Genomic DNA, 23,258 nt, shown 5'->3' with positions numbered 1-23,258 from the left:
AAGGCGTTACGGGGTGCGCACATTTGTAACGCAGGGACGGGTTTCACAAAACACTTGATCGTGCATGCGTGTGTAAAATAGGAAAATGCACAATAGATTCTGCGAAGTAGCGGACATGGCCATCGGAAAGCTTTTCATCGGTCGTAGAATCCGGGAACGGAGGGACGCGAACAACGCGACCACGCTTGCCGGTATCGATTCCGTCAGCGCCCCGCAATCTGTTCGCGTGAAGGCCTGGTTGCGTCTGTCCCGCGATTTCGATCTTGCCAAGCTCGCCCGCACGACGAACGTCATCGGGCTGGCCGAGGTGCCCGACATTGCGCGCAGGCTCCTTGAGGGACGGGTTCAGAGTTGCATGGGCGTAGACGTCAATGGATGACCGCTTTTGCGGTCGCCTTGTCAGCTGACGTGCGTCGTCGGCTTGGTCATCCTGCTTGCCTTGAAGAGGAACGATGCCGGCGTCACAGGCGGTAAAATCCTTGTCTCGTATAGCCGCACCATTCTGAGAATGACGTTGGTCGTCGCTCGTGCTTGACTATTATGATGATAGCCATCATCATTAACAATAGTCGGCGGCCTTCCAAGGAGGTTGTCATGGCAAAGGAGAACGTCACGGCACCAAGCCGTTTCGTGGAGGTGGCCCATCGCCTTGCAGCCGCATCGGTCACGTCTTTCCATGGTTCGGATGAAAGAAAATCTTGTGAAGTACACATCGTTCGGAAAAACCGGTCTTCGCGTTTCGCAGATTGCCCTCGGCACGGGCAATTTCGGTACGGGCTGGGGGCATGGCGCCAATGCTGACGATAGTACGGCTGTTTTCAACCATTATGCCGAGGCTGGCGGTAATTTTATCGACACGGCAGATATCTACCAGCTCGGTCAGTCCGACACGGTCAGCAGCCCCGATCCGGATGGGCCAAAGAGAAGAGCTCTGTCCTGGGGCAGCGAGGAGAACCTGCGCAAGATCGTCGCCTGAGAACGTTCCGTCGCCTCGTCCATAACAGGCGCCAGGAAAGGTGTCGCAACCGAATGTGGCGACTGGCTCGACAACGACTGCACCCGTACGCGCGTGGCGCGACACCGGACCTGTTTTGAAACGAGCGGCTGAAAACTGAAATGCTCTCCGGGCCGCTTTCGTCCATCAGACGGAACACAGGTGCGGGCATTTGCGCCCATGGACCATGATGTGGATCAGGTCATGTAGACGCCGCCTGTCACGTTTATGCCCTGGCCCGTCATGAAGCGGGCGCTGTTCGAGCACAGGAAGACCACGACATCTGCGACATCTTCCGGCGTTTCGATGCGCCCCAGCGGCGTCTGCCCGACATACTCGTTAAATACCTGTTCGGCGCTGATGCCGCGCAAACTGGCTTCCCATTCGATTTCCCGGCTCTGCATGCCGGTCTTGACGAAGCCGGGGCATACCGCATTCACGCGAATGCCGTCCGAAGCGAGTTCGCGCGCAAAAGCCTGTGTCCATCCGAGAACCGCGAACTTGCTGGCGGAATAGTGAGCCAGCAGCGGTGCGCCGACTTTTGCGGCGAGAGATGCCGTGTTGACGATGCAGCCGCTTCCCTGCGCCACCAGATGCCGCCCGGCGATCTGGTTTGTCAGAAAAATGCCGCGGGTGTTGACGTCGAAGTTGAAGTCCCATTCCTCATCGGTCAACTCCAGCGCCTTCTGCATTGTGGAAACGCCGGCATTGGCAATGACGATCTCGCAGCCTCCGATCAGGGATATCGCGCGCGCAAAGGCGGTTTCGACCGACGCGCGCCGGCGCACATCGATCTCGACAGCGACCGAACCACCGCCAATGGATTGTGCCGCTCGTTCTGCCGCGGGGACGTCGATATCGGCGATAGCGATGGTGACGCCCTGAGCGGCCAACGCCTTTGCGATGGCAAAACCAATACCGGTGGCGCCGCCGGTCAGAAAGGCACGACGCCCCTTAAGCTCGGGAAAAACGGGTTGCTGCATATCGGCTCCTCTATCGCTTCTCAAAAGCGTATCCAACAAAATCTACCTTCGCAAATGTTTTTTGTGTTTGATTATGTTTGTTTTGCTGTTTATGTTTTTTGAGCAGATGACGGATGCGGCTCTTGGTTGAACCTCTGCCGGTTCGCAGCTCAAGCTCCCGGTCGGGGAGCGTGTCACGGACATAATTGAAGCCGCTCATGGTCATGAAGCGGCAGAACATGGCGATGCCAAAGGATTTAATGATGGTTTTTGAGTGTTTCGGAGATCGCAAGAAGGCTGTTATCGCGATGGCCCATATCGGCGCCCTTCCAGGTTCGCCGCTTTACAACGCCGATGGTGGACTGCAGAAGCTGATCGATGACGTTGCCCGCGACGTCGAGAAGCTTCAGGCCGGTGGTGTCGATGCGATCATGTTCGGAAACGAGAACGATCGGCCTTACGTGTTCAAGGGGTCGCCGGAAAGCATCGCAGCAATGACCGCTGTCGTGCAGGCAACCAAGCCCCTGTTGAGGGTACCATTCGGCGTCAACTATCTCTGGGATCCCCTGTCGAGCGTCGCAATCGGCGCGGTGACAGGTGCAAGTTTTGTCCGCGAAATCTTCACTGGCCTGTTTGCATCCGACATGGGACTGTGGCAGCCGGATTGCGGTGGCGCCGCCCGTCTTCGCGCCAATCTCGGCCGGAGCGATATGAAGATGCTGTTCAATATCAATGCCGAATTCGCTTACTCGCTCGATCAGCGCCCGATCGCATTGCGTGCCAAAAGTGCGGTCTTCTCGTCGGTTGCCGACGCAATTCTGGTGTCCGGCCCCATCACGGGACAGCCCGCCAACGAATCCGACCTCCGGGAGGTGTGCGAAACCGTTCAGGATGTGCCCGTCTTCGCCAATACCGGCGTCAACATCGACAACATCCGCGATGTCTTCTCGATGGCGCAGGGTTGCGTGATTGGCACCCACTTCAAGATCGACGGAAATACATGGAATGCGGTCGACGCAAATCGGGTCAAGCGGTTCATGGACGTCGTGGAAACGCTGCGTTGATACGGAGAGTTCGCATGGCCGCGGTCATCGGGTTGGACATCGGTACGACATCGACGATCGGAATTCTCGTCGGCCTGCCGGATCAGATCCTCGCCACAGCGTCACGGCCGGTCACGCTGTCCTCTCCTCACGTCGGCTGGGCCGAGGAAGATCCTCGGGATTGGTGGCGGAACGCCTGCATCATCATTGCGGAGCTTCTGGAGGTTTCGGGCCTGACTGCGTCGGACATCGCCGGCATCGGCGTGACGGGCATGCTGCCTGCCGTTGTTCTTCTCGATAGCAAAGGAGACGTCCTGCGGCCGAGCATTCAGCAAAGCGACGGCCGCTGCGGCCTGGAGGTCGAGGAATTGCGGGCGGAATGGAACGAAGGGGCGTTTCTGGCCAAGGCAGGGAATGGCATCAACCAGCAACTCGTAACGGCCAAGCTGCGTTGGGTCGAAAGGCACGAGCCGGAGGTGTTTGCTCGGATTGCAACGGTCTTCGGCTCCTATGATTACATCAATTACCGGCTGACCGGTGAGCGTGCGGTGGAGCAGAACTGGGCGCTCGAGGCTGGCTTCGTCAACATCGCGACGGGCGCGATCGACGACGAACTGGTGCGTCTGGCACATATCGATCGGGACGTTGTTCCGCCGAAACGGGCTTCCTCGGACATCATGGGACATGTCGATGCCCGCGGATCGGCCGAGACCGGGCTTGCCGTGGGAACGCCGGTTGTTGGCGGTGCGGCCGACATGATCGCGTCCGCCCTTGGCGCCGGTGTGATCGATGCAGGAGATGTTCTCCTGAAGTTCGGCGGTGCGGTGGACATTCTAACGGCGACCGATATCGTCAAGCCGGATCCAAGGCTCTTTCTCGACTACCACCTTGTTCCCGGGCTTTACATGCCGAACGGCTGCATGTCGACCGGCGGATCCGCGCTCAATTGGTTTGCAGAAACGTTTGCAGGCGGCGAACGAGCGGCCGCGCTGGCCGCCGAACGCAGCATTCACCAGCATCTCGACGTGCTCGCTGACGCCAGGCCGGCCGGCGCCGATGGCCTGACGATTCTACCGTATCTCCTTGGCGAAAAGACGCCGATACATGATCCCGCAGCACGAGGCGTGATCGAAGGCCTGACGTTGTCCCACGACATCGGCCATATGTGGCGGGCGCTGCTCGAGTCCTACGCTTACGCGATCCGCCATCATGTCGAAGTCCTGGTCGATATGGGGCATGAACCGAAGCGTTTCCTGGTGTCGGATGGCGGATCTCAAAGCACCGTCTGGATGCAGATCGTTGCCGACGTGCTGAACGCGCCGCTGCAGCGTCTGTCTGGCCATCCCGGCTCGTGCATCGGCGCCGCATGGGCTGCGGCCATTGGCGTTGGATTGGAAAGCGACTGGCGCACCGTCACCCGCTTCGTGACATTCTCCGATGTTCTGCAACCGAACATGGAAAATATTGCCACGTATGAGGCTGGCTACCACCGGTACCGCGATCTCTACAGGCGCCTCGCGCCGACTTGGAAGCTGTCTTCGTGATGCGGCCACGGTTCTCAGCCGTCGCTTGGGATATAGATGGCACGCTTGTCGACAGCGAGCCTCTCCACCATCGTGCGCTGGTTGCGGCATCCATGGAGTTCGGCACCGATCTTCGAGAACTGCCGGACATGGCATTTCGGGGGATCCATATGGGCGATGTCTGGCGCCTGTTACGCGACAGGCTGCCGCCAGCGCTTCAGGAGGTCGATTGGGCCGCTGCCATCAACCGGCATTATATCGCCAGTCGGCACACTCTCGTCGCTATCCCCGGGGCTGTCGACGCGGTTCGTGAGCTTCATCGTCTTGGAATACCTCAGGTCTGCGTTTCCAATTCATGTCGAGCGATCGTTGATGCCAACATCGATGCACTAGGCTTAAGCCACAGCATTCAATTCTCTATCAGCCTTGATGATGTCAGCGAGGGAAAGCCGTCACCTGTGCCCTATGGCATAGCCGTCGAGCGGCTCGGTCTCGCGCCCGAAACTGTGGTCGCGGTCGAAGACAGCAGTACGGGTATTCGCTCGGCACAGACAGCCGGTCTTTACGCCATGTTATACCTCGCCGGCGAAGACGCCGGCAACGCGGGAGGCTATCCGCTGGATCGTGTTCATGTCATCGACGATTTCCGTCGTCTTCGCACACTATTCCTGGTCGAGCAGGCGCATTCCGAACAGACGTGAGAAATGTGCGTCTGTACATCAAGGCAAGCTGCGGCATATCCTATCCCGGCATTGTATGTTTGATTCGAACAGACCATGTTTGAAGCAGCGGCCATGAGGTATTGCGGTGGCTGGGAACGAGAGCGAGACACAGGGCCAGATGACGAGCGAGCAGTCCGCTACAAAACCCAACGAACGTCCGAAGTTCCTTGCGCAGGTCAGACAAGCGGCGATTGTCAGCGAGATCGGTCGGCTTGGGTCCGTCACGGTCAGTGATCTGGCCCAGCAACTGTCGGTCTCGGAAATGACGGTCAGGCGAGATCTTGTCGAATTGGAGAAGGAGGGGAGGCTGATCCGCACACATGGCGGCGCCGTCAAGCCGGATCGTGTACCCCTAGCCGCAGCAACCGACAATTTTGATGGAGAGGAACCGGCCTTTGACGCCCGCCTCGCCCGCAACGTTTCCCTCAAGCGACGGATTGCCGTGGCTGCGGCAGAGTTGGCAAATGGGTCTCGCAGCATTGCGCTTGATGTGGGCACCACGACCTATTTTGTTGCCGAGGCACTCACGCCGCGCGCCCAGACCAAGATTTTTACGAACAGCATTCGTAGCGGCGGGCAACTCTCTGGCCGTGGCGTGGAAACCTATCTCGCAGGCGGCAAGATCCGCAGCGATGAAATGTCGATCAGCGGGCCTTCCGCGGTCGCTCAGTTCGAAATGCTATGGTTCGACATCGCTTTCGTCGGGGTATCGGGCCTCGCTCCGGAGGGTATCTTCGATTATTCGTTCGAGGATACGGACATGAAACGCGTTTATCTCACACGTGCGTCTCGCAAGATTGTGCTGTGCGATTCAACGAAGTTCAATCGCATGTCGCTCGTGCTGGTGGCCGCTCTCGGCGAGTTCGACACCCTGATTTGTGACGAGGCGCCGACGGGGACGCTCGATAGCGCCTTGAAGAAGGCCGGAGTCGAGATCGTCATCGCTCGATAGAAAGCCTGCCTAACGGGTTCACACGGTGTGCTTCGCGGCACCGACGAATGCAGATGGCAAGGCGAGGTCTTGGTTTCCGTGGCTGGCCTGCACGACGAGCCAGACATCGATTGGTATTCGGTTCTTATGTTTGATATTGTTTATATCTCATAAATTCAACCAATGCTGCCTGGTAACGGGCGTTCAGGACAACAGGATGTCGGCAATGCAACAGTTTACGAGCGTTCAAGCGTTCGACGCCGCTGAGACCGGGATGCGTTCGGCTGCCGCCTTGATAGCAGAGATCGGCCGGCGGAGCGGTGAGTTTCCCGTCTGCCTCGCCAATCATCTTCCAATGGTGCTTGAGGCTATGGTGCAGTTGGGCGCGTCATCTGCGCGGTTGGAGGAGTACGCCGATCACTACATCCGCGTTCACGCGGTGCCTTTTCCACCTCCTGCCGTATCGCCGCTCGACGAGGCAAGTTGGGAAAACCATCTCGGCGACCGTGAGCGCGAAGCCGATCTTCGGCTTTTCTTCGCGGGTGTCGTTAGGGAAATCGGCGGGCGGGCCGCGGTCCGACGCTATGTACCCATCCTTGCCCCCGGTGTCGCCGCGTCCGCTACCCATGGTTTGATGCGCCTTGCCTATGCGCTGATGCGTTCCGACGACACGGAAGTCGCGAACGCGCTTGGCTTTTGGGCCGCGACCTATCTTTACTATAACGGTATTCCCGACGATCGTATCGCGACGGAGACCGATCCACTCGCCCATCTCCTGGCGATGCGCGACGAATCTGTGTTTCACAACGTCGAGGCGCCCACGCATCTGCTTTGGAAGTGGATTGAGGCCATGGGCAAAATCCCGGCGTTTCAGGATCGGCTCGGTCGTCTGGTCGATACGCCGGAGTTTCTGGAGCAGATCCGTCCTGCATCGCTTCTGCTCTACTCAAGCTCTATGAGTTTCGAAGCGCTTCATGCGGTGACGGGATGTCATTGGTTGCGGTTGGTCAGCCCGCATCTCGATAAACCGCAGCAGCTTGCCGTGCATTTCTGGGAAGTCGTTCTCGCGCTCTATACCAAGATCGGCATGCCGCTTCCGCCATCGCCTGACGTCATCGCCGCGTGGCGTGTGCTGCCGCTTCCTGATGACCGGGAGATTGCCGCCGCAGCCGTCGCATCGGACGACGAGCACGATCATTCGCTCGTCTTCTCCGCCTTCGAGGAATATCGCCATACGGGCGACAGGCTCTACAAGGTCGTTGCCGCTCGGCGGGTCGGGTTGATCGCCTAGGATTGCGACGTGTTGCCGCTAAACGGGTTCCGGCTGGAAATGCGTCTTGTCGTAGCGATCGAGCGAACGATAGAAATGCTCGATGTCGGACAGGAACAACCCGCGGCAGATGCCGGACACCAGCTTTGGAACACCCGATTTCAGGCCGGTGATGCCGTTGCAGATCGGCCCCAGACTGGGCACCGCAGCGCTATTGAACACGTGAATGTTGGCGAGCATCGGTAAGGCGCCCGGTGTCTTTTCCATCAACTCGAAAGCCGGCCCCAGATAGGGGTACGCCAGAAGATCCGGGTCCTCTTCGCCCGTAGCGGGAACGAAGCGATCCGCCCAGGTCGCGATCTGGTCGACATGGCTTGCAAGTTCCGGGCGGCGCGAGAGATCGACGGAATATCCGGTTCCGAGGAGCAGGTGATCGAAGACAAAATCGCCTTTGGCCGTCGAGATGACGACGGCGTCGTCGGTCATGCCGATCGAGCAGATACGTGCGCCCGTTACCAGTCGGCAATCGGGAAACGCCATGGCACGCCCGTACATCTCATTGGTCGGGGGCGTCTTGAAATCGAACATCCGGCGTGTGAAGCGATAACGCGTCTGATCATCCAGATCCGCGAAATGATTGAGAAAGCCGGGGAAATTCGACCAATCGAGAATTTCCGTGCGGGGAAGCACCGGGGACCGGGCGAGCAAGGTAACGCTGGTGGCGCCAGCTTCCAGCGCCGTCACGGCCCAGTCGAAGCTCGACGCAGCAGCACCGATGACGCCAACGCGTTTTGCCGATAAAATGCCGGGGTCGATCAATTCGCCGCTATGGGTCCATCGCGTGCGGGGCAATGTAGCGACGTCGGGCGGCACGTTGAACCCGCCGGCGCCTTCCAGCCCGGTTGCCAGCACCACTTTGCGGCATGCGATACAGGAACTTTGCCCACCGTTTTCGACTTGGAGACGGAGGTGGTCGTCCACCTGCGAGATCGAGAGAAGGCGAGTATCGTTCTCGACGGGAAGCCCGATCATCGAACGAAACCATGCAAGATAAGCCATCCAGGCCTGTCGATCGATCTTGTCCAGCTGTTCCCAGCTCTCGTGCCCCTCGACGGCTTCATGCCAGGCGCGGTATGTCAGGCTCGGTATGCCGAGATCCGGGCCACTGAGCGTCTTGGGAGAGCGCAGGGTGCGCATCCGCGCGGTGGTCAGCCACGGCCCTTCAAGACCGGCTGGCGCAGCGTCGATCAAACGAACTCGCTCTATGCCCTGCCGCTTCAACCCGAAGGCGAGCGAGAGTCCTGTAAGGCCTGCGCCGACGATGACGACGTCGGAAATCACATTGCCGTAAGCATCACGGCGTTCCGGTACCCAGGCGCGTGGTGACGCCTCGATACTGTCGAGGTCTCGGCGCACCTGTGCCTCAAGGTGCGCGAGATCCGGCACATTCGGCAGGTGATGCTCCAGCGATGCGAGGCTTGGGTTTGGCGGCGTCTGCGACATGGTGACGAGCTTCCGGTGTTTCTTCCAGCCTAGCAAACATCAAAAAGTTGTAAAGTGTTTGAATATGTTATTTTCTAAACTGTGGGCGTTGCTGAGGCAGGAGCTCTTTAGGCATTCGAACAACGCCTATCGCATACTTTCGTCAACGGTATTCTTGGGAATCGCTTAGCGGATACAGCATGATAAGCCATCAATGGCGTCGTGCTAATAAAATCGACAACGATGCGTCTAGCATTTGGGCATTGTGCAAATGGTTTGAGCAGGCTTGAGCAATAAGCTGAGTTAATGTTATTTTTGTGTTTTTTTGTTTGACTTGGATCGGTGTCAGGATAACCTTGCCTTCAATCAACTCCGGAACAGGAAGGGCAGGCAGTATGGCGAAGATTTCTCCATTATTCACGCTGACATCGAAGGGGCATGTGGTGGCTTCGGCGCTCGCCGCGCTGATGGCGACGACGGCCTATGCGCAGGCGAAGTCGCTTGACGGCGTCAGCCTGACAATTGCCTCGATGAACGACGGCTTCTCGAAAGTCCTGACGGAACTCGCACCGGCTTTCAAGGAAGAAACCGGCGCGGATCTTAAAGTCGAGATCATGGACTACGGTACCCTCCTGACCAAGACGACCGCTGACTTCATCGGCGACACCAAGGGTTACGACCTGGTGACCATGGACATCGTCTGGGCCGGCGCATACGCGGAGAACAACTATTCGGTTGATCTGACGGATTGGGTCAAGCGGGATGCCTCAGGCCTCGATCTCGACGACATCTATCCTGTGGCCCTGGAATCGCTCGGGCAATACAAGGGGAAATATGTCGCTTTCCCCTTCGCGCTCTACGCCAACGTGCTGGCATATCGCAAGGATATTCTCGACGCCGCCGGCCTGAAGCCGCCGGCAAGCATGGAGCAACTGGTGGACGACGCCAAGAAGCTCAACGATCCCTCCAAGAAGATCTACGGTTTCGTTGCAAACGGCCAGAAGGGTCCGGCCGTGGCGCAGGACTGGATGCAATACAATAACCAGCTCGGCGGCTCGATCGTTGACAAGGACGGCAAGCCGGCCTTGAACTCCGAAGCGAACATCAAGAGCCTTGCAATCTACAAGGAACTGTTCACGGAAGCCGCCCCGCCCGGCGCCATCGAATATGACTGGGGCGGACGCGAGGAAAGCTTCCGGCAGGGCTTAGCGACATTCATGCAGACGTGGTCGGTGGGCGCTGCCGCCTATTCCGATCCGAAGGTTTCCAACGTCGTGGGCAAGGTGGGCATCGCCGTCGCGCCGGTCGCTGAGGGCATGACGCCACAATATGGCGTCGGTGGCTGGGGCCTTGCGATCAACGCCGATGTCGATACAGCCAAGCAGGAGGCTGCCTGGACCTTCATCAAATGGCTGACCAGCAAGAAGATCCACAAAGAATTCAACATGATGGGTGCGGGCGGCTTTATGCGCAAAAGCCAGATGAGCGATCCGGATCTGCTCGCAAAGTACGACTTCCTGCCGGTGATCGCCGAGACCTACGAACATGGCAACGGCGATTTCCGCCCGCGTATCCCGGAATATTCCGAGATCCAGGACCTGCTGGGAACGGCGGTCAACGCGGTGCTCGCAGGAGCCGCCACGCCCGAGGAAGCGCTCGGAAAGGCACAGGAAGCCGCCAAGGATCTGTTCTGATATCCCCTCGCGCGCCGGAACCGACCAACGGCGCGCGAAAGCCGGCGGACCGTCTCAAGCTATCCGCCAGAGAGCGATCCGATCGGGCCGATGAACGCCGACTATCCGGCCTTTCCTGAATAAGCAGATTACAGCCATGCATCATAGCTTCGCCAACCGTCGCAGGTTCTTCCTGTTCTTCATGACCGTGCCGGCCGTGCTCTATGTCGCCGCCGTCGGCCTCTGGCCACTCGCACAGGGCATTGGCTACAGCTTCTACAAGTACAATCTCCTGCGGCCCGCACGGACGCAATTCGTCGGCTTGCAGAATTACGTCGATATCTTTTCCGATGCGACGACCCGCAAGGCGATCCTGAACACGTTTCAGTTCACCTTCTTCAGCGTCGGGCTGCAACTGGTGTTCGGCTTTGCATTGGCGCTGCTTCTCTGGCGCGACAGCCGGTTCAACCGCATGGTGCTCGCCTTCCTTCTCATCCCCTCCACGATCACGCCGCTCGTTGTCGGGTTGATCTTCAAGGCCATGCTGGGCGCCGATTTTGGCATCATCGGCTTCTTCCTGTCGGAAGCGGGTATCGGTCCCCGGTCGGGCCTGCTGACGGATGCCGGGACGGCGCTCTGGATGCTGATCCTGATCGATTGCTGGGAATGGACGCCCTTGATGACGCTGATCCTGCTTGCCGGACTGAAGGCGCTTCCGGGCGATGTTCTGGAGGCGGGTCTGGTCGATGGTGCGACTGCCTGGCAGCGGTTTACCATGCTCATCCTTCCGCTGATGCTGCCCTCCGTGTTCCTGGCCTTGACGCTGCGCACGATGGACGCGTTTCGCGTTTTCGACTCCGTTTTCGTGACGACGGGGGGTGGTCCCAACGATGCGACCAACACGCTGATGATGCTGGGCGTCAAGGAAGGGCTACAGTTCTTCAATGTCGGGTTTGCTTCGGCGGTCGGCAACGTCACGCTTCTGTTCATCGCGCTGATCGCCACGATATTGCTTCTGGTCGTCCGCCGCGCCGATGTTCGAATCAACGGGAAGTAGTCTGATGGCCAATGTTTCGACGCGTCGCGTCATCCTCGAAAGAACGACCGTCCTCATCATCACGATCGTCTTCCTGCTGCCGGTCTTCTGGCTGATTTCCACGGCCTACAAGCCATCGAACCAGATCTTCTCGGCTCCGCCCCGGCTGTTGTTCGAGCCCACGCTCGACCAGTTCCGACAGGCCTTCGCCATCTTCGACGTGGTTTCTCTCGTGCGCTCGTCGCTGGTGATCAGCATCGGCACCACGGTGTTGTCGCTGATCCTCGGCGTTCCCGCAGGTTATGCGCTGGCGCGCTCGAAGTCCCGCTTCTCGGCCGGGTTCGCCTATTTCTTTCTGGCAATCCGCATGATCCCGGCGATTGCGGCGCTGATTCCGTTCTATCTGCTGATGCGCGACGTAGGGCTGCTGGGCACATGGTGGGCCGTCATCGTTTTCAACACGATGCTCAACTGCGCTTTCGTGACATGGATGATGTTCTCCTACTTCAAGTCCCTGCCGCCGGACATGGAGGAGGCAGCCCTCACCGATGGCTGCACGCAGATGGGGGCTTTCCTCAAGGTCGCGGTGCCCGCCGTTCGCTCCGGCATCATCGCCTGCGCCCTGTTCTGCATGATGTTCTCGTGGAATGACTTCCTGCATCCCATGTTCCTGACCACGCTCGACTCCAAGCCGATATCGGTCGCCTTGCTGACGGCCTACGGCACCAAGGATATCACCTGGGGCACGCTCGGTGCGCTCGCGCATTTTTCAACGATCCCGATTGTCCTGATGGCGCTGTTCATGAACCGCTATTTCGTTCAGGGCGCGACAAACGGCGTACAGTAGGACTGACAGCATGGCGCAAATTTCGTTTGAAAACGTTTCGAAAACCTATCCCGGCGGCAAGGCCGCCGCCCTCGTGAATTTCAATCTGAAGATCAAGGACGGCGAGTTCATCGTGCTTGTGGGGCCTTCGGGTTGTGGCAAGACCACGGCCTTGCGCATGATTGCAGGGCTGGAAGATATTTCCGGCGGCACGCTCAGGATCAACGAGACCGTCGCCAATGATCAGGCGCCACGAGACCGGGATATCGCAATGGTGTTCCAGTCCTATGCGCTCTACCCGCACCTGACAGTCGCCGAAAACATCGCCTTCGGTCTGAGGGTGCGCCGCGTCAACGCCGACGTGATTGCGAAGAAAGTCCGGGAAACCGCTGATCTTCTGGAGTTGACGGAGTTCATGGACCGGAAGCCGGCGCGGCTCTCCGGCGGTCAGCGTCAACGCGTTGCGATGGGGCGTGCCCTGATCCGCTCCCCGAACGCCTTTTTGATGGACGAGCCGCTCTCCAACCTCGATGCCCGTCTGCGGGCTCAGATGCGGGCGGAGATATCGCGTCTGCAGCGGATGACGGCCGTCACCACCGTCTATGTGACGCACGATCAGGTGGAGGCTATGACGATGGGCCACCGCGTCGCCGTCATGAACAAGGGCACGATCCAGCAGCTGGATACGCCACGCCGTCTTTACGACAACCCGGCCAACATGTTTGTCGCGAGCTTCATCGGCTCGCCGCCGATCAACTTCATGGAGGCTGCGGTGGTCTCGCAGGATGGCCATCCCGCAGTCTCTTGCGGTGATTACCTCCTGCCGCTCGGCACTTCCGGCGACCGCCTGTCGCCGCGTATCGGCGGGAAGGTCATTCTTGGAATCAGACCGGAACATCTGAAAATCGTGCCGCAGTCGGATTCGACAGGCATTCTCTCCGCCCAAGCAAGCTTTGTCGAAGATCTCGGCGCGACACTGCTTCTTCATATGGATGGCCACGGCATCGCGATCGGTCACGCCGACATGGTGGAGGACGAGCGCGACCTGATGAAGACCGCGCCCAAGCTGAAGGCAATGGTCGACAGCAGCCACCGCATCTCGCGCGGCGATGCGGTCGCGTTTACCGTCGACCCGTCGCTCGTTCTCTTCTTCGATCCGGAAACCGGAGCAGCCTTATGAGCACGATGGAGAACGGGGATTTCTGGCCGCTCGGTGGTCCGAGCGACAAGGCGCGTATGGCGCTGATCATTATCGACATGCAGATCGATTTCTGCGCCCCCGGAGGCTGGATCGACCAGCTTGGGGAAGATGTTTCCAATACCCGCGCGGTGATCGGCCCGATCGGCGAAGCGCTGGAGGCTGCACGCGCCGCCGGCATCGCCGTCATTCATACGCGCGAGGGCCATGTGGGCGATCTGTCCGATCTGAATGCCAACAAGCAATGGCGCACGCGCGTACACGGTCTTGGCATTGGCGACAGCGGCAGGAACGGGCGCATTCTTGTTCACGACGAACCCGGCTGGCAGATCATCCCGGAACTCGCGCCACAACCGGGCGAATGCATCATCAACAAGCCTGGAAAATCGTCCTTCCACCGTACGGACCTTGCTGCGGAACTGGAGAACCGGGGCATCTCCCGGCTGGTGGTCGCCGGGGTGACGTCCGATTGCTGCGTCCAGTCGACCGTTCGCGATGCTTACGAACACGGCATCGAATGCGTCCTGCTCGAAGATTGCACGGCGGCCGTTGAGGGTCCCAACCACGCGGCGACCCTTGAAATCCTGAAGGCTTACGGCGGGCGATGGGGCGGTGTCTCCAACCGCGTGGCGTTTCGCGATATGCTGGAGAAGGCCGATGGTTGATGTGAGCACGACACGTTTCGACCCGATCCCGGCCAGACCATATTCCTGGCCCTTCGATGGCACATGGTCGGCCAAAGATACCGCATTGTTGCTGCTGGGCTTTCAACAGGCGCCGGTCGATATGCTGGACGCGGAAGCCGAGCTCTCCGTAGCACTGGGCCTGCTCGAGGCCACCTCCGCTGCGGGCCTGACGATCGTCGCCGCCCGTCGTGGCTACGGCCCCGAGGAACGTCCGATCGCCGCTCGCAGGCGCCGTCTCGGCGACCCCATTCCCGAACGCGACAGCGCCGGCTGGGCGCTGAGCGCGCGCATCGGGCTCCCGTCGGAGGCCATTCTTGTCGATTGCGCCGGGGACAATGCCTTCTTCCGCACGGGCCTTGAAGAAACGTTGCGCCAACGTGGCATCCGCAATCTTCTCGTCACGGGGCTGCCCACGGAAGGTCTCGTGCATGCGACCCAGCGCGCGGCGAACGACATGGGTTTCGAATGTCTCGCCGTTGCGGATGCTTGCAAAGGGACGTCCCAGGCGCGTCACGAGGCCCAGCTTCGTATCACGACCTTCGGCAACGGTCTCTTCGGCACCGTCGCCATGTCAGCCGACATTCATTCGGCACTCAGCACGTTTTAGGAGCACAATCATGTCCGCAATGCCTTGGTCCGATGCTACCGGTAGCCTCGATCTCACTGCACTGACGAAGGGTTACGCCAGCGGCGCGTTGACGCCGACCCGCGTGATCAATGCCATCTACGATCGCATCGCCGCCCGCGGCGAAGACCATGTCTGGATTCACCTCGTTTCGCGCGAGAAGGCGCTTGCCGCTGCCAGAGAGCTGGAAGCGCGGGGATATGACGAACGTCCGCTGTGGGGCATTCCTTTCTCGGTGAAGGACTGCAACGACATCGTCGGCCTGCCGACCACCAATGCCCTGAAGGAAGGCGCCTATGTCGCCACCTCCAGCGGCCAGGCGCTCGACCGGATCTTCGATGCCGGCGCGCTCCTGATCGGCAAGACCAACATGGACCAGTTCGGGATCGGTCTCGTCGGCATGCGCTCGCCTTACGGTGCTTGCTCCTCGGTTTTCGACGACCGTTTCATCTCCGGCGGTTCCAGCTCCGGCTCCGGCGTCTCCGTTGCCGCCGGGCTTTGCAGCTTTTCGATCGCCAACGATGCCGCTGGCTCCGGCCGCGTCCCGGCCGGCTTCAACAATATCGTCGGTATCAAGCCGACGCCGGGGCTTGTCAGCAATGCCTGCGTCTCCGGCGGCGGTTGCGTCAAGACCATCGAGACGCTGTCGGTCTTTTCGTTGACGGTCGAAGACGGGATGAAGGTTCTGGATCTCATCGCAGGCTACGATCCATCCTACCCGTTCTCCAAGCCGGAAGCCGACGCGGTGCCGCTGACCCCTGTCGCTCCGCCACCGCATTTCCGCTTCGGCGTGCCTGCCGGTGCGGCACTCCGTTTCTTCGGTGATGCGGAAGCCGAACGTCTGTTCAACGAAGCCATCGCGCGGCTGATCGCCATGGGCGGCGAAAAGGTCGAGATCGACTTTACGCCGTTCGAGGAGACGCAACGCATTCTTTATGAGGGACCATGGATATCCGAGCGCGCGCTGAGCCTTGACAGCGTGCTCGCCACCTATGGCGAGGCGATCCACCCCGTGACACGACAGATCCTGTCGCGCTCCGGCAATTTTTCCGCACGCGACACCTTCGCGGCCATTCATCGCATCGCCGAACTTAAACGCGACACGCGCGCCGTCTGGCAGGATATTGCCGTGATGATGGTGCCGACAACGCCGACGATCTATACGAAGGACGAGATCGCCGCGAACCCGATCCAGCTTAACAGCAACCTTGGCATTTATACCAACTTCGTCAATCTGATGGGCCTGTGCGGCATTGCCGTGCCAAATGGCTTTCGCAAGGATGGTCTGCCGCTGGGCGTTACCTTCCTTGCGCCCGGGTTCGAGGAAGCGCGCGCCGCCGGGATCGCAGCCGCCTTCCACAAGGCAACCGGCCTCACTCTTGCGAAATTTGCAAACCCCTATCCGCATGCCGAGGAGCCGGCATTGCCGGAGGATTATCGGGAGATTGCCGTTGTCGGCGCACATCTCTCCGGCATGCCGCTCAACGGTGAAGTGAAGGAGCGCGGCGGTATCTTCCGGCGTACAGCCGTTACCACGCGGGACTACCGCCTGTTTGCCCTGATGGGCACGGTGCCGCCAAAACCTGGCCTTATCCGCGTCGCCAATGATGGTGTATCCGTTGCCGTCGAGGTCTGGGCGCTTCCGCTATCCGGATTTGGAGATTTCATCGGACGCATTCCTGCACCGCTCGGTGTCGGCAAGCTTTCCCTCGCCGATGGTTCGACGGTCACCGGATTCTTGTGCGAGGCAGCTGCAACCACAGGGCAGCCGGACATTAGTGATTGGGGTGGTTGGCGCAACTATATGGCAGGCGGAGCCAGCGAGCGTAGCTTCGGTGTTGCGCGGTGATGCCGTTAAACCATGGTCGAATGGCTTTTCACGGCTTGCGGCTGACGATCAGCAAGTCACGGGGAGAGGCAGGAATGCTGAACTGCCGACATCCTGTCAAGTCGAGGTGTTCTGAGAAGCTCCGGGCACAGATTATGTGACCTGAGCCCCAACTTCCCTCCAGTTTTTAAGGATCAGAGCAGTTTGAACGCGCAAAACTCCGGTCAGGTTGAGGCCGGCTCTTCCCCATGAAAGCCGCGGGGATTGTCCGGTTTCAGCCTTTTCCCTGGCGGAAGTCTCTGCTTGCGACTCACGTTCGGTAGGGCCGTTTGGGCAATCAAGGCTGACGGAGTTGGAGACGGCGGCATCGTCCGTTCGGCTGCTTTCCTGACGAAGCATATATCGCAGTTATAGGGCTTCCGGCCTCATCAACCCGAAGCCATGTTCCTCGGCGGCGTCGCGCAGACGGTCGTCCTCGTTCGTGGAATTCGAGCTGACGACAGCCCGAACGAGATCGAGGGTTTTCCGCCGAAGCCGGGCATCGTTTGTCTGGGCGACGCTTGGTTCGGCGGGGCAGTCTTTCAAATGCCACCCACTGTTCTTATTCCACCTTGATGACGACCTTGCCCTTGGAGCGCCCCGTCTCGACATAGGCCAGCGCCTCGGGCGTCTGGTTGAAGGGGAATATCCTGTCCACCACAGGACGGATTGCGCCGCTATCGATCAACCCGGCGATCTCTTCCAGTTGCCGCCCATCGGCGCGCATGAACAGGAAGGAGTAGCGCAGGCCCAGGCTCTTTGCTTTGCTGCGTGCGCTGCGGCTGAGCAGGCGAATGACGAGCTTGAGCAGCGGGTTCACGCCGAGAGCGTCGGCAAAGGCCGGGTCCGGCGGGCCAGAAATGGAGATGAGGTGGCCGCCCGGCTTCAGGACGGTCAGGGATTTGGCAAGCGTCTTTGCATCCTGGCTGTTCAGGACGACATCGTAGCCGGAGAGGACCTTTTCGAAGTCCTGGCTCTTGTAGTCGATGACCACATCCGCGCCGAGGCTTTTGACGAGAGCGGCGTTTTTGGCACTCGTGGTCGTGGCGACCGTCGCGCCGAGATGCTTGGCAAGCTGGATCGCGATCGTGCCGACGCCGCCCGAGCCCGCCTGAATGAAGACCTTCTGGCCGGGCTTCACCTTGGCGACATCGACCAGGGCCTGCCACGCCGTCAGCGCGACCAGCGGGATGGACGAGGCGTCTTCCATCGTCAGCGTGCGGGGTTTGAGCGCGACATCGTCCTGATGGATGGCGATGAATTCGGCGAACGTGCCGATGCGGTGATCGCGCGGCCGGGCATAGATCTCGTCGCCGACCTTGACGCGGCTGACGCTTGAGCCGACCTTGACGACGGTCCCGGCGACGTCATGGCCAAGCACGAAGGGCGGACGATACGGCAGGAAGATCTTGAAGGCGCCGTCCCTGAGCTTGGAATCGAGCGGATTGACGGATGTGGCATGGATGCGCACGAGAACGTCGCCGTTTTCAACCTGCGGTTCCGGCCGTTCGGCAAGGCGCAGCGGGCCGTTCTTCTTGTACTTCTCGACGACAAAGGCTTTCACTGGACATCTCCGGTCTGTTGGTTCGCTGCCGGCAAGGTTTCGATGTCGCCGCGCAGCTGCAAAGGTTCACGATGGGTCGAGGGCGATCATGCCGTCATTCGACGGCATGACAACCGCCCGTGTGTGTTTCAAGATGAGGACGCCGGTGCGTGTGGAAGGCCGGCCAAGGCGTGTATGGCGTTCTTTCCGGCCTGCAAAATACGGTCCGAGGTCTCACTATCGACCGCGCGCGCCAGCTGGAGCGTCCCGATCAGAGTGGCAAAAATCGCACTTGCCAGGTCGTATTTCGCCTCGACGTTCGCCGGAAGCGCATCGGCAAGCAGAAGCACGAGCGTGCGGGACTGTTCGGCATACATGCCGCGCGTCTCCTCCAAAATCGAATGCGCGTCAGTGTGCAGAGCCAGCCGCACGCCGCGGGCGTAGAGGGTTGCCCCGAGCCGATTGAGAAAATCGGCGATGACCTTGGCGCGGTCGAAGTCATGGAATTGAACGGGCTCAGCGCCGAGCGTCTGACGCAATGGCGCGCCGATGACCATGATGTCGCTGCCGCACGCCTTGAGAAAATCGGCATATTTCTCCGCCTTGGCGACGATCGCATCCTGCGCGCCAGCCTCGGTAAAATTGCCGGCGGCTTCCAGTTCCGCAAAAAAGCCGCTGCAGAGCGTCAGGTTTCGTTTGGAAAGTTCTCCGGCGAAGGCTTCGACAGAACCGAAGGTCTGAACGGCGTCCTGCCAGTTGAAGGGGGAGAATGTCAGCTCGACGCCGGTTACGCCGGAAGCCTGGGCGCTGTCGAGAATCTTGTTCCAAAGGCGCGCGGTTCGCTGCGTGCGTGCTTGGTAATGTCGTCACAGGTTTCGTCGTTCCAGAAGCCCGGATCAAAGAAGGTCACGAGATCGACGCCGAAGCGGAGTCTTTCTGCAGTCGCCATTGCCAGTCCTCTCTCGACACGGCTTCTGGCTGGCGAGATCGTCGCTCGCATCAGCAGCCATAAAATGTAAACGCCCTTTAAATGGCAAACGTTTGCTATACTGGATTCCGGTTGGGAAATGTCATGCAGTTCGCTGGGTGGAGTGAGGAAAAGTCAATAGAAACAGAGCTATGATCGGAGAGGAGCCGGCTGGCACACTGATGTCCGAGGTGGCGAAGCTTGCCGGGGTCGCTATCTCGACCGTCAGCCGTGCACTCGCCAATCCCGGGCGGGTGAACGAGAAGACGCATGCCAAGATCGATGCCGCCGCCAGGCAGCTGGGCTATCCGCCGAACGCCATGGCGCGCGGTCTCCGTATCGGCAAGTCCAACACCATTATGATCGTCCTGCCGGGCTCGCTCTATTATGGCGCCTCACAGGTCATTCCACAGATATTGCAGAGCATCAACAAGGCGCTTATCCAGAGCGGTTACAATCTCATGATTGCAAACCTTGACCGTGGCGCGGGTTCCGAACGACACATCCTCGATCTGCCCTTCGGCGGTGCGGTCCGCGGGGCGATCATTCTGTCGTCCAAATCGCCCGAAGTGGATGGCCGGTCGCTCGCAAGCGCCGGCCTGCCGATCGTGTCTATGCTCCTCGATATGAGCGATGCCGGTCTGCCGAGCGTCGTAACCAATGACCACGAGGCGGTGAGAGACGTGACAGCTGAACTGATCGGGCTGGGTCACAAGCGGTTTCTGTATCTCGCCAGACCTGAGGGGAGTTATCATGATGTCGAGCGCTTCGGGGGTGTCCTCAAGGCACTCGACGCGGCCGGGATGCCTGAGAATGCGGTCGTCCGCTCCGGTGGAAACCTGGACTATCAGCAGGGCTTTCAGATCGGTCTGGAAGCTGTGAAAGATTTCGTCGAGCTTGCCGAGAAACCGACGGCCGTCATCGCGACCAGTGACGACATGGCCATCTCCTTCATGAGCCGGGTGCAGGGTTTGGGCTTCAGGATTCCGGGCGATCTCTCGATCGTCTCCTTCGACGGTTCGCCCGTCTGCGAATTCTGCTCGCCACCGCTTTCTACGATCGAGCAGCCCGTCACCGAAATGGGCGAAGCCGCGGTAGCGCTGCTGCTCACCTGCATCGAAGGCGCGGAGACGTCGATTGAACGACGTAAGGTCATTCCGAGCAAGCTGATCCTGCGGGAAAGCATGGCCCGCCCGCGTATCGAGCAAGAGTAGCAGCCGCAGTCGCGCCATGGATGTGATTAGGCATGGAACAAAGGGTCTGACTTACATTCCGTGCATATTTGACAAGATCGGCGAATGACGGGTGAAGTCTTGCTGACGCACAGCAAGGAGAAAGGCTGATGGTGGTGAAGGCGTGGGATAGGATACTGTCACGAAAAAGGCAGGCTTCTCCCACCGCTTCGTCAACGCTTCGGGGCGGCCCGTTCGGCTCAGAGCTTGCGCGCTTGAAGGCGCTTTTTGTCGTGTTCGACGTGTTTGTATCCCAGCTCGGACAGGCGGAACTGTCGTTTCTGGTATTCCCCACGAATGTGGATAAAGCCTTGCTCCTCGGCTTCGCTCAACGTCTTCAGGCTTGTCCCTTTTGGGGGAGCCTGCCAATCCAGACCTTCGGCGCTGTGTAGCAAGACCATGATCTTGATCATCTTGTTTGTCCTTGGCTCATGTACGCCGCCACGCATAGCTTTTCGTTCATGCCGCTGCAATGACCGTATTTTCGCGCAAAGCTCGCATCGAAGGCAAACGGAAAGATGCCGTCGTCTATCTCAAAGCCGGTCGCTTTAACTCGGGCCAGACACCCCTCACAAATCCTTCGCGAGCCGCAGCGCATCATAGATCGCCGCATGCGTATTGCGCGCCGCCACGGCGTCGCCGATGCGGAAGAGCTGGTAGGTGCCTGAGGGGTTGCGGGTGACTGTCTGGGGATGGCCGGCAATGAGGGCGTCGTAGGCGACTTCGCCGAGGTTCGTTGAGGCGGGGCGAAGGTCGAAATAGAGGTCGTCAAGCGGGATGGTGCCGTGGTTGACGACGATCTGGTCAACGGTGCGCTCCTTCGCCCCGGGGCTTAGATCACCGCCGTAGTCGCTGCCGACATGAGCGACGATTTCGTTGCCGCGCCGCTCGGCGGATTGCAGCCTGTAGGTGACGGTGAAGGTGGCATCGAGCGCCTGAAGAGAGCGCATGTATGGCACGAGGTTCATCGCCATGACCTCCGGCGCAAAGGCGCGGTCCGGCGTCATGATCTCGACCTTGGCGCCCGTTTTCGCGATGATCTCGGCGGCCTGGAGGCCGGCATGGTCACCGGCGTCGTCGAAGACCAACACGTTGGCGCCCGGCTTCACATCGCCGGAGATGATGTCCCAGGAGGAGACCACGAGATCGTTGCCGGTGGTCAGCACATCCGTGTGCGGCAGGCCGCCGGTGGCGATGATGACGACGTCGGGGTTCTCCGTCGCGATCGTGTCCGCATCCGCCCAGCTGTTGAAATGGAAGGTAACGCCATGCTTTTCGCACTGGCCCATGCGCCAGTCGATGATGCTCATCATCTCGCGGCGGCGCTCGCTCTGCGCGGTCAGGCGGATCTGCCCGCCGGCATGGTTCGCCGCCTCGAAGACGACGACCGAATGGCCGCGCTCGGCCGAGACACGGGCGGCCTCCAGTCCTGCGGGACCGGCGCCGATGATGACGATCCGGCGCTTGGTTTCCGCCTTCGGGATCGCGTGCGGCATGGTCTCCTCACGGCCCGTCGCGGCATTGTGGATGCAGAAGGCCATGCCGCCCTGGTAGATCCTGTCGAGACAGTAATTGGCGCCGACGCAGGGGCGGATATCCTCCTCGCGCTTCTCCATGATCTTGCGCACGATATGGGGATCGGTCATGTGCGCTCGCGTCATGCCGACCATGTCCACCTTGCCGCTTGCGATCGCGTGACGCGCGGTGGCGACGTCCGGGATCTTGGCGGCGTGGAAGGTCGGAAAGTTGGTCGCCGCGCGGATCTCGCCGGCGAAATCGAGATGGGGGGAATTGGCCATGCCTTGTATGGGTATGACGTCGGTGAGGCCCGGATCGGTATCGATATGGCCACGAATGACGTTGAGATAGTCGATGAGGCCGCTGTCGCGCAGGCGGCGGGAGATCTCCATGCCCTCGGCCTGTCCCGTGCCGCCGGGAAGACACTCGTCGGCCGTATAACGTACGCCAAGAATGAAATCGTCGCCCACCCGGTCGCGCATGGCCCTGAACACGTCGAGACAGAAGCGCAGGCGATTGTCGAGCGAGGCGCCGCCATAGGGGCCGTCGAGTTCGTTGGTCACGGGCGAGGTGAACTGGTCGATGAGGTGGCCATAGGCTTCCAGTTCGACGCCATCCATGCCGCCCGCCTTCATGCGCTCGGCCGCATCGGCGAAGTCGGCGATCACGCGGGCGATGTCCCAGTCCTCGAGCTTCTTCGGGAAGGCGCGATGGGCGGCCTCCCGCTGGTGCGACGGGGCGATGACGGGCAGCCAGTCGCCCTTGTCCCAGCGCGTGCGCCGGCCGAGATGGGTGAGTTGGATCATGATGGCCGCACCTTCCTCATGCACGGCATCCGTCATTTCGCGGACGTAGGGCACGATCTCGTCTTTGTAGGCGAGCAGGTTGTTGAACACCGGCGGGCTGTCCTTCGATACGGCCGCAGAGCCCGCCGTCATGGTCAGCGCGACGCCGCCCTTCGCCCGCTCAACCGTATAGGCGCGATAACGTGCCTTCGGCATACCGTCTTCGGGATAGGCCGGCTCGTGCGATGTCACGATGATGCGGTTGCGAAGGGTCAGGTGCTTCAGCCTATAGGGCTGCAGGAGGGGATCGCTGGACATGCCGTAAGCTCCGATAGGTGGGATGCGCGGGAGGCTAACGAGAAATGTACAGGAGTG

20 protein-coding genes and 1 pseudogene are annotated in these 23,258 nt (G+C 60.2%); 15 read left to right on the top strand and 6 right to left on the bottom strand.

What is annotated here, in order from left to right:
- Nucleotides 1-115: 115 nt before the first annotated feature.
- Both GA0004734_RS20370 and GA0004734_RS20365 read left to right on the top strand, forming a co-directional pair.
- Nucleotides 116-379: a hypothetical protein gene (locus GA0004734_RS20370; protein WP_245292560.1), complete on the top strand. Its 264-nt coding sequence runs from the start codon at nucleotides 116-118 to the stop codon at nucleotides 377-379.
- 321 nt (nucleotides 380-700) lie between these two features.
- Complete coding sequence (locus GA0004734_RS20365; protein WP_245292559.1) at nucleotides 701-976, top strand: aldo/keto reductase; 276 nt, start codon at nucleotides 701-703, stop codon at nucleotides 974-976.
- A gap of 215 nt (nucleotides 977-1,191) precedes the next feature.
- Here GA0004734_RS20365 and GA0004734_RS20360 read toward each other — a convergent pair whose 3' ends face one another.
- The gene (locus GA0004734_RS20360; protein ID WP_092937411.1) at nucleotides 1,192-1,977 is read right to left on the bottom strand and encodes an SDR family NAD(P)-dependent oxidoreductase; all 786 of its coding nucleotides are present in this window, start codon (nucleotides 1,975-1,977) and stop codon (nucleotides 1,192-1,194) included.
- A gap of 242 nt (nucleotides 1,978-2,219) precedes the next feature.
- Here GA0004734_RS20360 and GA0004734_RS20355 point away from each other — a divergent pair, with 242 nt between their 5' ends.
- The 5 genes from GA0004734_RS20355 (at nucleotide 2,220) to GA0004734_RS20335 (ending at nucleotide 7,466) form a co-directional block, all read left to right on the top strand.
- Nucleotides 2,220-3,020: a BtpA/SgcQ family protein gene (locus tag GA0004734_RS20355; protein WP_092938228.1), complete on the top strand. Its 801-nt coding sequence runs from the start codon at nucleotides 2,220-2,222 to the stop codon at nucleotides 3,018-3,020.
- A gap of 14 nt (nucleotides 3,021-3,034) precedes the next feature.
- Nucleotides 3,035-4,543, top strand: coding sequence for an FGGY-family carbohydrate kinase (locus GA0004734_RS20350; protein WP_092937409.1), 1,509 nt, complete (start codon nucleotides 3,035-3,037; stop codon nucleotides 4,541-4,543).
- Complete coding sequence (locus GA0004734_RS20345; protein ID WP_092937407.1) at nucleotides 4,543-5,223, top strand: HAD family hydrolase; 681 nt, start codon at nucleotides 4,543-4,545, stop codon at nucleotides 5,221-5,223. Before GA0004734_RS20350 ends, GA0004734_RS20345 begins: the two co-directional genes overlap by 1 nt.
- A gap of 139 nt (nucleotides 5,224-5,362) precedes the next feature.
- Nucleotides 5,363-6,196 (top strand): DeoR/GlpR family DNA-binding transcription regulator, encoded by an 834-nt coding sequence (locus GA0004734_RS20340; RefSeq protein ID WP_092937405.1) that lies wholly within the window; start codon nucleotides 5,363-5,365, stop codon nucleotides 6,194-6,196.
- A gap of 25 nt (nucleotides 6,197-6,221) precedes the next feature.
- Complete coding sequence (locus tag GA0004734_RS20335) at nucleotides 6,222-7,466, top strand: questin oxidase family protein (protein WP_245292558.1); 1,245 nt, start codon at nucleotides 6,222-6,224, stop codon at nucleotides 7,464-7,466.
- Nucleotides 7,467-7,484: 18 nt separating this feature from the next.
- Here the strand turns inward: GA0004734_RS20335 and GA0004734_RS20330 are convergent, their stop codons facing one another.
- Nucleotides 7,485-8,948 (bottom strand): flavin-containing monooxygenase, encoded by a 1,464-nt coding sequence (locus GA0004734_RS20330; RefSeq protein ID WP_092937401.1) that lies wholly within the window; start codon nucleotides 8,946-8,948, stop codon nucleotides 7,485-7,487.
- 374 nt (nucleotides 8,949-9,322) lie between these two features.
- Here GA0004734_RS20330 and GA0004734_RS20325 point away from each other — a divergent pair, with 374 nt between their 5' ends.
- The 7 genes from GA0004734_RS20325 to atzF all read left to right on the top strand — a co-directional run bounded on the left by GA0004734_RS20325 (nucleotide 9,323) and on the right by atzF (nucleotide 16,820).
- A complete protein-coding gene (locus GA0004734_RS20325) occupies nucleotides 9,323-10,621 on the top strand; it encodes an ABC transporter substrate-binding protein (RefSeq protein ID WP_092937399.1) in 1,299 nt (432 codons plus the stop codon).
- 136 nt (nucleotides 10,622-10,757) lie between these two features.
- On the top strand, nucleotides 10,758-11,657 hold the full coding sequence (locus GA0004734_RS20320) for a carbohydrate ABC transporter permease (protein ID WP_092937397.1): 900 nt from the start codon (nucleotides 10,758-10,760) through the stop codon (nucleotides 11,655-11,657).
- Nucleotides 11,658-11,661: 4 nt separating this feature from the next.
- Nucleotides 11,662-12,483 (top strand): carbohydrate ABC transporter permease, encoded by an 822-nt coding sequence (locus tag GA0004734_RS20315; RefSeq protein WP_092937395.1) that lies wholly within the window; start codon nucleotides 11,662-11,664, stop codon nucleotides 12,481-12,483.
- A 10-nt stretch (nucleotides 12,484-12,493) separates the two neighbouring features.
- Nucleotides 12,494-13,642: an ABC transporter ATP-binding protein gene (locus GA0004734_RS20310; RefSeq protein WP_092937393.1), complete on the top strand. Its 1,149-nt coding sequence runs from the start codon at nucleotides 12,494-12,496 to the stop codon at nucleotides 13,640-13,642.
- Complete coding sequence (locus GA0004734_RS20305) at nucleotides 13,639-14,325, top strand: cysteine hydrolase family protein (RefSeq protein ID WP_092937391.1); 687 nt, start codon at nucleotides 13,639-13,641, stop codon at nucleotides 14,323-14,325. The genes GA0004734_RS20310 and GA0004734_RS20305 overlap by 4 nt, the downstream gene beginning before the upstream one ends.
- A complete protein-coding gene (locus GA0004734_RS20300) occupies nucleotides 14,318-14,953 on the top strand; it encodes a cysteine hydrolase family protein (protein WP_092937389.1) in 636 nt (211 codons plus the stop codon). The genes GA0004734_RS20305 and GA0004734_RS20300 overlap by 8 nt, the downstream gene beginning before the upstream one ends.
- A 10-nt stretch (nucleotides 14,954-14,963) precedes the next feature.
- Complete coding sequence (gene atzF / locus GA0004734_RS20295; protein WP_092937387.1) at nucleotides 14,964-16,820, top strand: allophanate hydrolase; 1,857 nt, start codon at nucleotides 14,964-14,966, stop codon at nucleotides 16,818-16,820.
- A gap of 580 nt (nucleotides 16,821-17,400) precedes the next feature.
- On the opposite strand, the gene GA0004734_RS20290 is transcribed toward atzF, so the two are convergent.
- Complete coding sequence (locus tag GA0004734_RS20290) at nucleotides 17,401-18,402, bottom strand: NADP-dependent oxidoreductase (RefSeq protein WP_092937385.1); 1,002 nt, start codon at nucleotides 18,400-18,402, stop codon at nucleotides 17,401-17,403.
- A 374-nt stretch (nucleotides 18,403-18,776) separates the two neighbouring features.
- A pseudogene (locus GA0004734_RS26120) lies at nucleotides 18,777-19,330 on the bottom strand (xylose isomerase); the annotation flags it as partial.
- A 200-nt stretch (nucleotides 19,331-19,530) separates the two neighbouring features.
- On the opposite strand from GA0004734_RS26120, the gene GA0004734_RS20280 reads away from it, so the two are divergent.
- Complete coding sequence (locus tag GA0004734_RS20280) at nucleotides 19,531-20,562, top strand: LacI family DNA-binding transcriptional regulator (protein ID WP_092938226.1); 1,032 nt, start codon at nucleotides 19,531-19,533, stop codon at nucleotides 20,560-20,562.
- A gap of 218 nt (nucleotides 20,563-20,780) precedes the next feature.
- On the opposite strand, the gene GA0004734_RS20275 is transcribed toward GA0004734_RS20280, so the two are convergent.
- Together GA0004734_RS20275 and GA0004734_RS20270 are read right to left on the bottom strand one after the other, a co-directional pair.
- Nucleotides 20,781-20,981 (bottom strand): hypothetical protein, encoded by a 201-nt coding sequence (locus GA0004734_RS20275; protein WP_092938224.1) that lies wholly within the window; start codon nucleotides 20,979-20,981, stop codon nucleotides 20,781-20,783.
- A gap of 168 nt (nucleotides 20,982-21,149) precedes the next feature.
- Entirely contained in the window at nucleotides 21,150-23,201 is a 2,052-nt protein-coding gene (locus GA0004734_RS20270; RefSeq protein WP_092937383.1) for an NADH:flavin oxidoreductase, read from the bottom strand.
- Nucleotides 23,202-23,258: the final 57 nt, after the last annotated feature.

Source organism: Rhizobium sp. 9140 (assembly GCF_900067135.1).
Taxonomy (GTDB): domain Bacteria; phylum Pseudomonadota; class Alphaproteobacteria; order Rhizobiales; family Rhizobiaceae; genus Ferranicluibacter.
The sequence above is the reverse complement of the archived record's forward strand: the minus strand, read 5'-3'. Positions and strand labels throughout refer to the sequence as shown.

What these genes read in the sequence shown, in the direction of transcription:
- atzF (WP_092937387.1), top strand. Translation starts at nt 14,964, where the DNA reads ATGTCCGCAATGCCTTGGTCCGATGCTACCGGTAGCCTCGATCTCACT.
- GA0004734_RS20280 (WP_092938226.1), top strand. Translation starts at nt 19,531, where the DNA reads ATGTCCGAGGTGGCGAAGCTTGCCGGGGTCGCTATCTCGACCGTCAGC.
- GA0004734_RS20330 (WP_092937401.1), bottom strand. Translation starts at nt 8,948, where the DNA reads ATGTCGCAGACGCCGCCAAACCCAAGCCTCGCATCGCTGGAGCATCAC.
- GA0004734_RS20310 (WP_092937393.1), top strand. Translation starts at nt 12,494, where the DNA reads ATGGCGCAAATTTCGTTTGAAAACGTTTCGAAAACCTATCCCGGCGGC.
- GA0004734_RS20315 (WP_092937395.1), top strand. Translation starts at nt 11,662, where the DNA reads ATGGCCAATGTTTCGACGCGTCGCGTCATCCTCGAAAGAACGACCGTC.
- GA0004734_RS20300 (WP_092937389.1), top strand. Translation starts at nt 14,318, where the DNA reads ATGGTTGATGTGAGCACGACACGTTTCGACCCGATCCCGGCCAGACCA.
- GA0004734_RS20340 (WP_092937405.1), top strand. Translation starts at nt 5,363, where the DNA reads ATGACGAGCGAGCAGTCCGCTACAAAACCCAACGAACGTCCGAAGTTC.
- GA0004734_RS20275 (WP_092938224.1), bottom strand. Translation starts at nt 20,981, where the DNA reads ATGGTCTTGCTACACAGCGCCGAAGGTCTGGATTGGCAGGCTCCCCCA.
- GA0004734_RS20325 (WP_092937399.1), top strand. Translation starts at nt 9,323, where the DNA reads ATGGCGAAGATTTCTCCATTATTCACGCTGACATCGAAGGGGCATGTG.
- GA0004734_RS20350 (WP_092937409.1), top strand. Translation starts at nt 3,035, where the DNA reads ATGGCCGCGGTCATCGGGTTGGACATCGGTACGACATCGACGATCGGA.
- GA0004734_RS20355 (WP_092938228.1), top strand. Translation starts at nt 2,220, where the DNA reads ATGGTTTTTGAGTGTTTCGGAGATCGCAAGAAGGCTGTTATCGCGATG.
- GA0004734_RS20370 (WP_245292560.1), top strand. Translation starts at nt 116, where the DNA reads ATGGCCATCGGAAAGCTTTTCATCGGTCGTAGAATCCGGGAACGGAGG.
- GA0004734_RS20360 (WP_092937411.1), bottom strand. Translation starts at nt 1,977, where the DNA reads ATGCAGCAACCCGTTTTTCCCGAGCTTAAGGGGCGTCGTGCCTTTCTG.
- GA0004734_RS20345 (WP_092937407.1), top strand. Translation starts at nt 4,543, where the DNA reads ATGCGGCCACGGTTCTCAGCCGTCGCTTGGGATATAGATGGCACGCTT.
- GA0004734_RS20320 (WP_092937397.1), top strand. Translation starts at nt 10,758, where the DNA reads ATGCATCATAGCTTCGCCAACCGTCGCAGGTTCTTCCTGTTCTTCATG.
- GA0004734_RS20305 (WP_092937391.1), top strand. Translation starts at nt 13,639, where the DNA reads ATGAGCACGATGGAGAACGGGGATTTCTGGCCGCTCGGTGGTCCGAGC.
- GA0004734_RS20270 (WP_092937383.1), bottom strand. Translation starts at nt 23,201, where the DNA reads ATGTCCAGCGATCCCCTCCTGCAGCCCTATAGGCTGAAGCACCTGACC.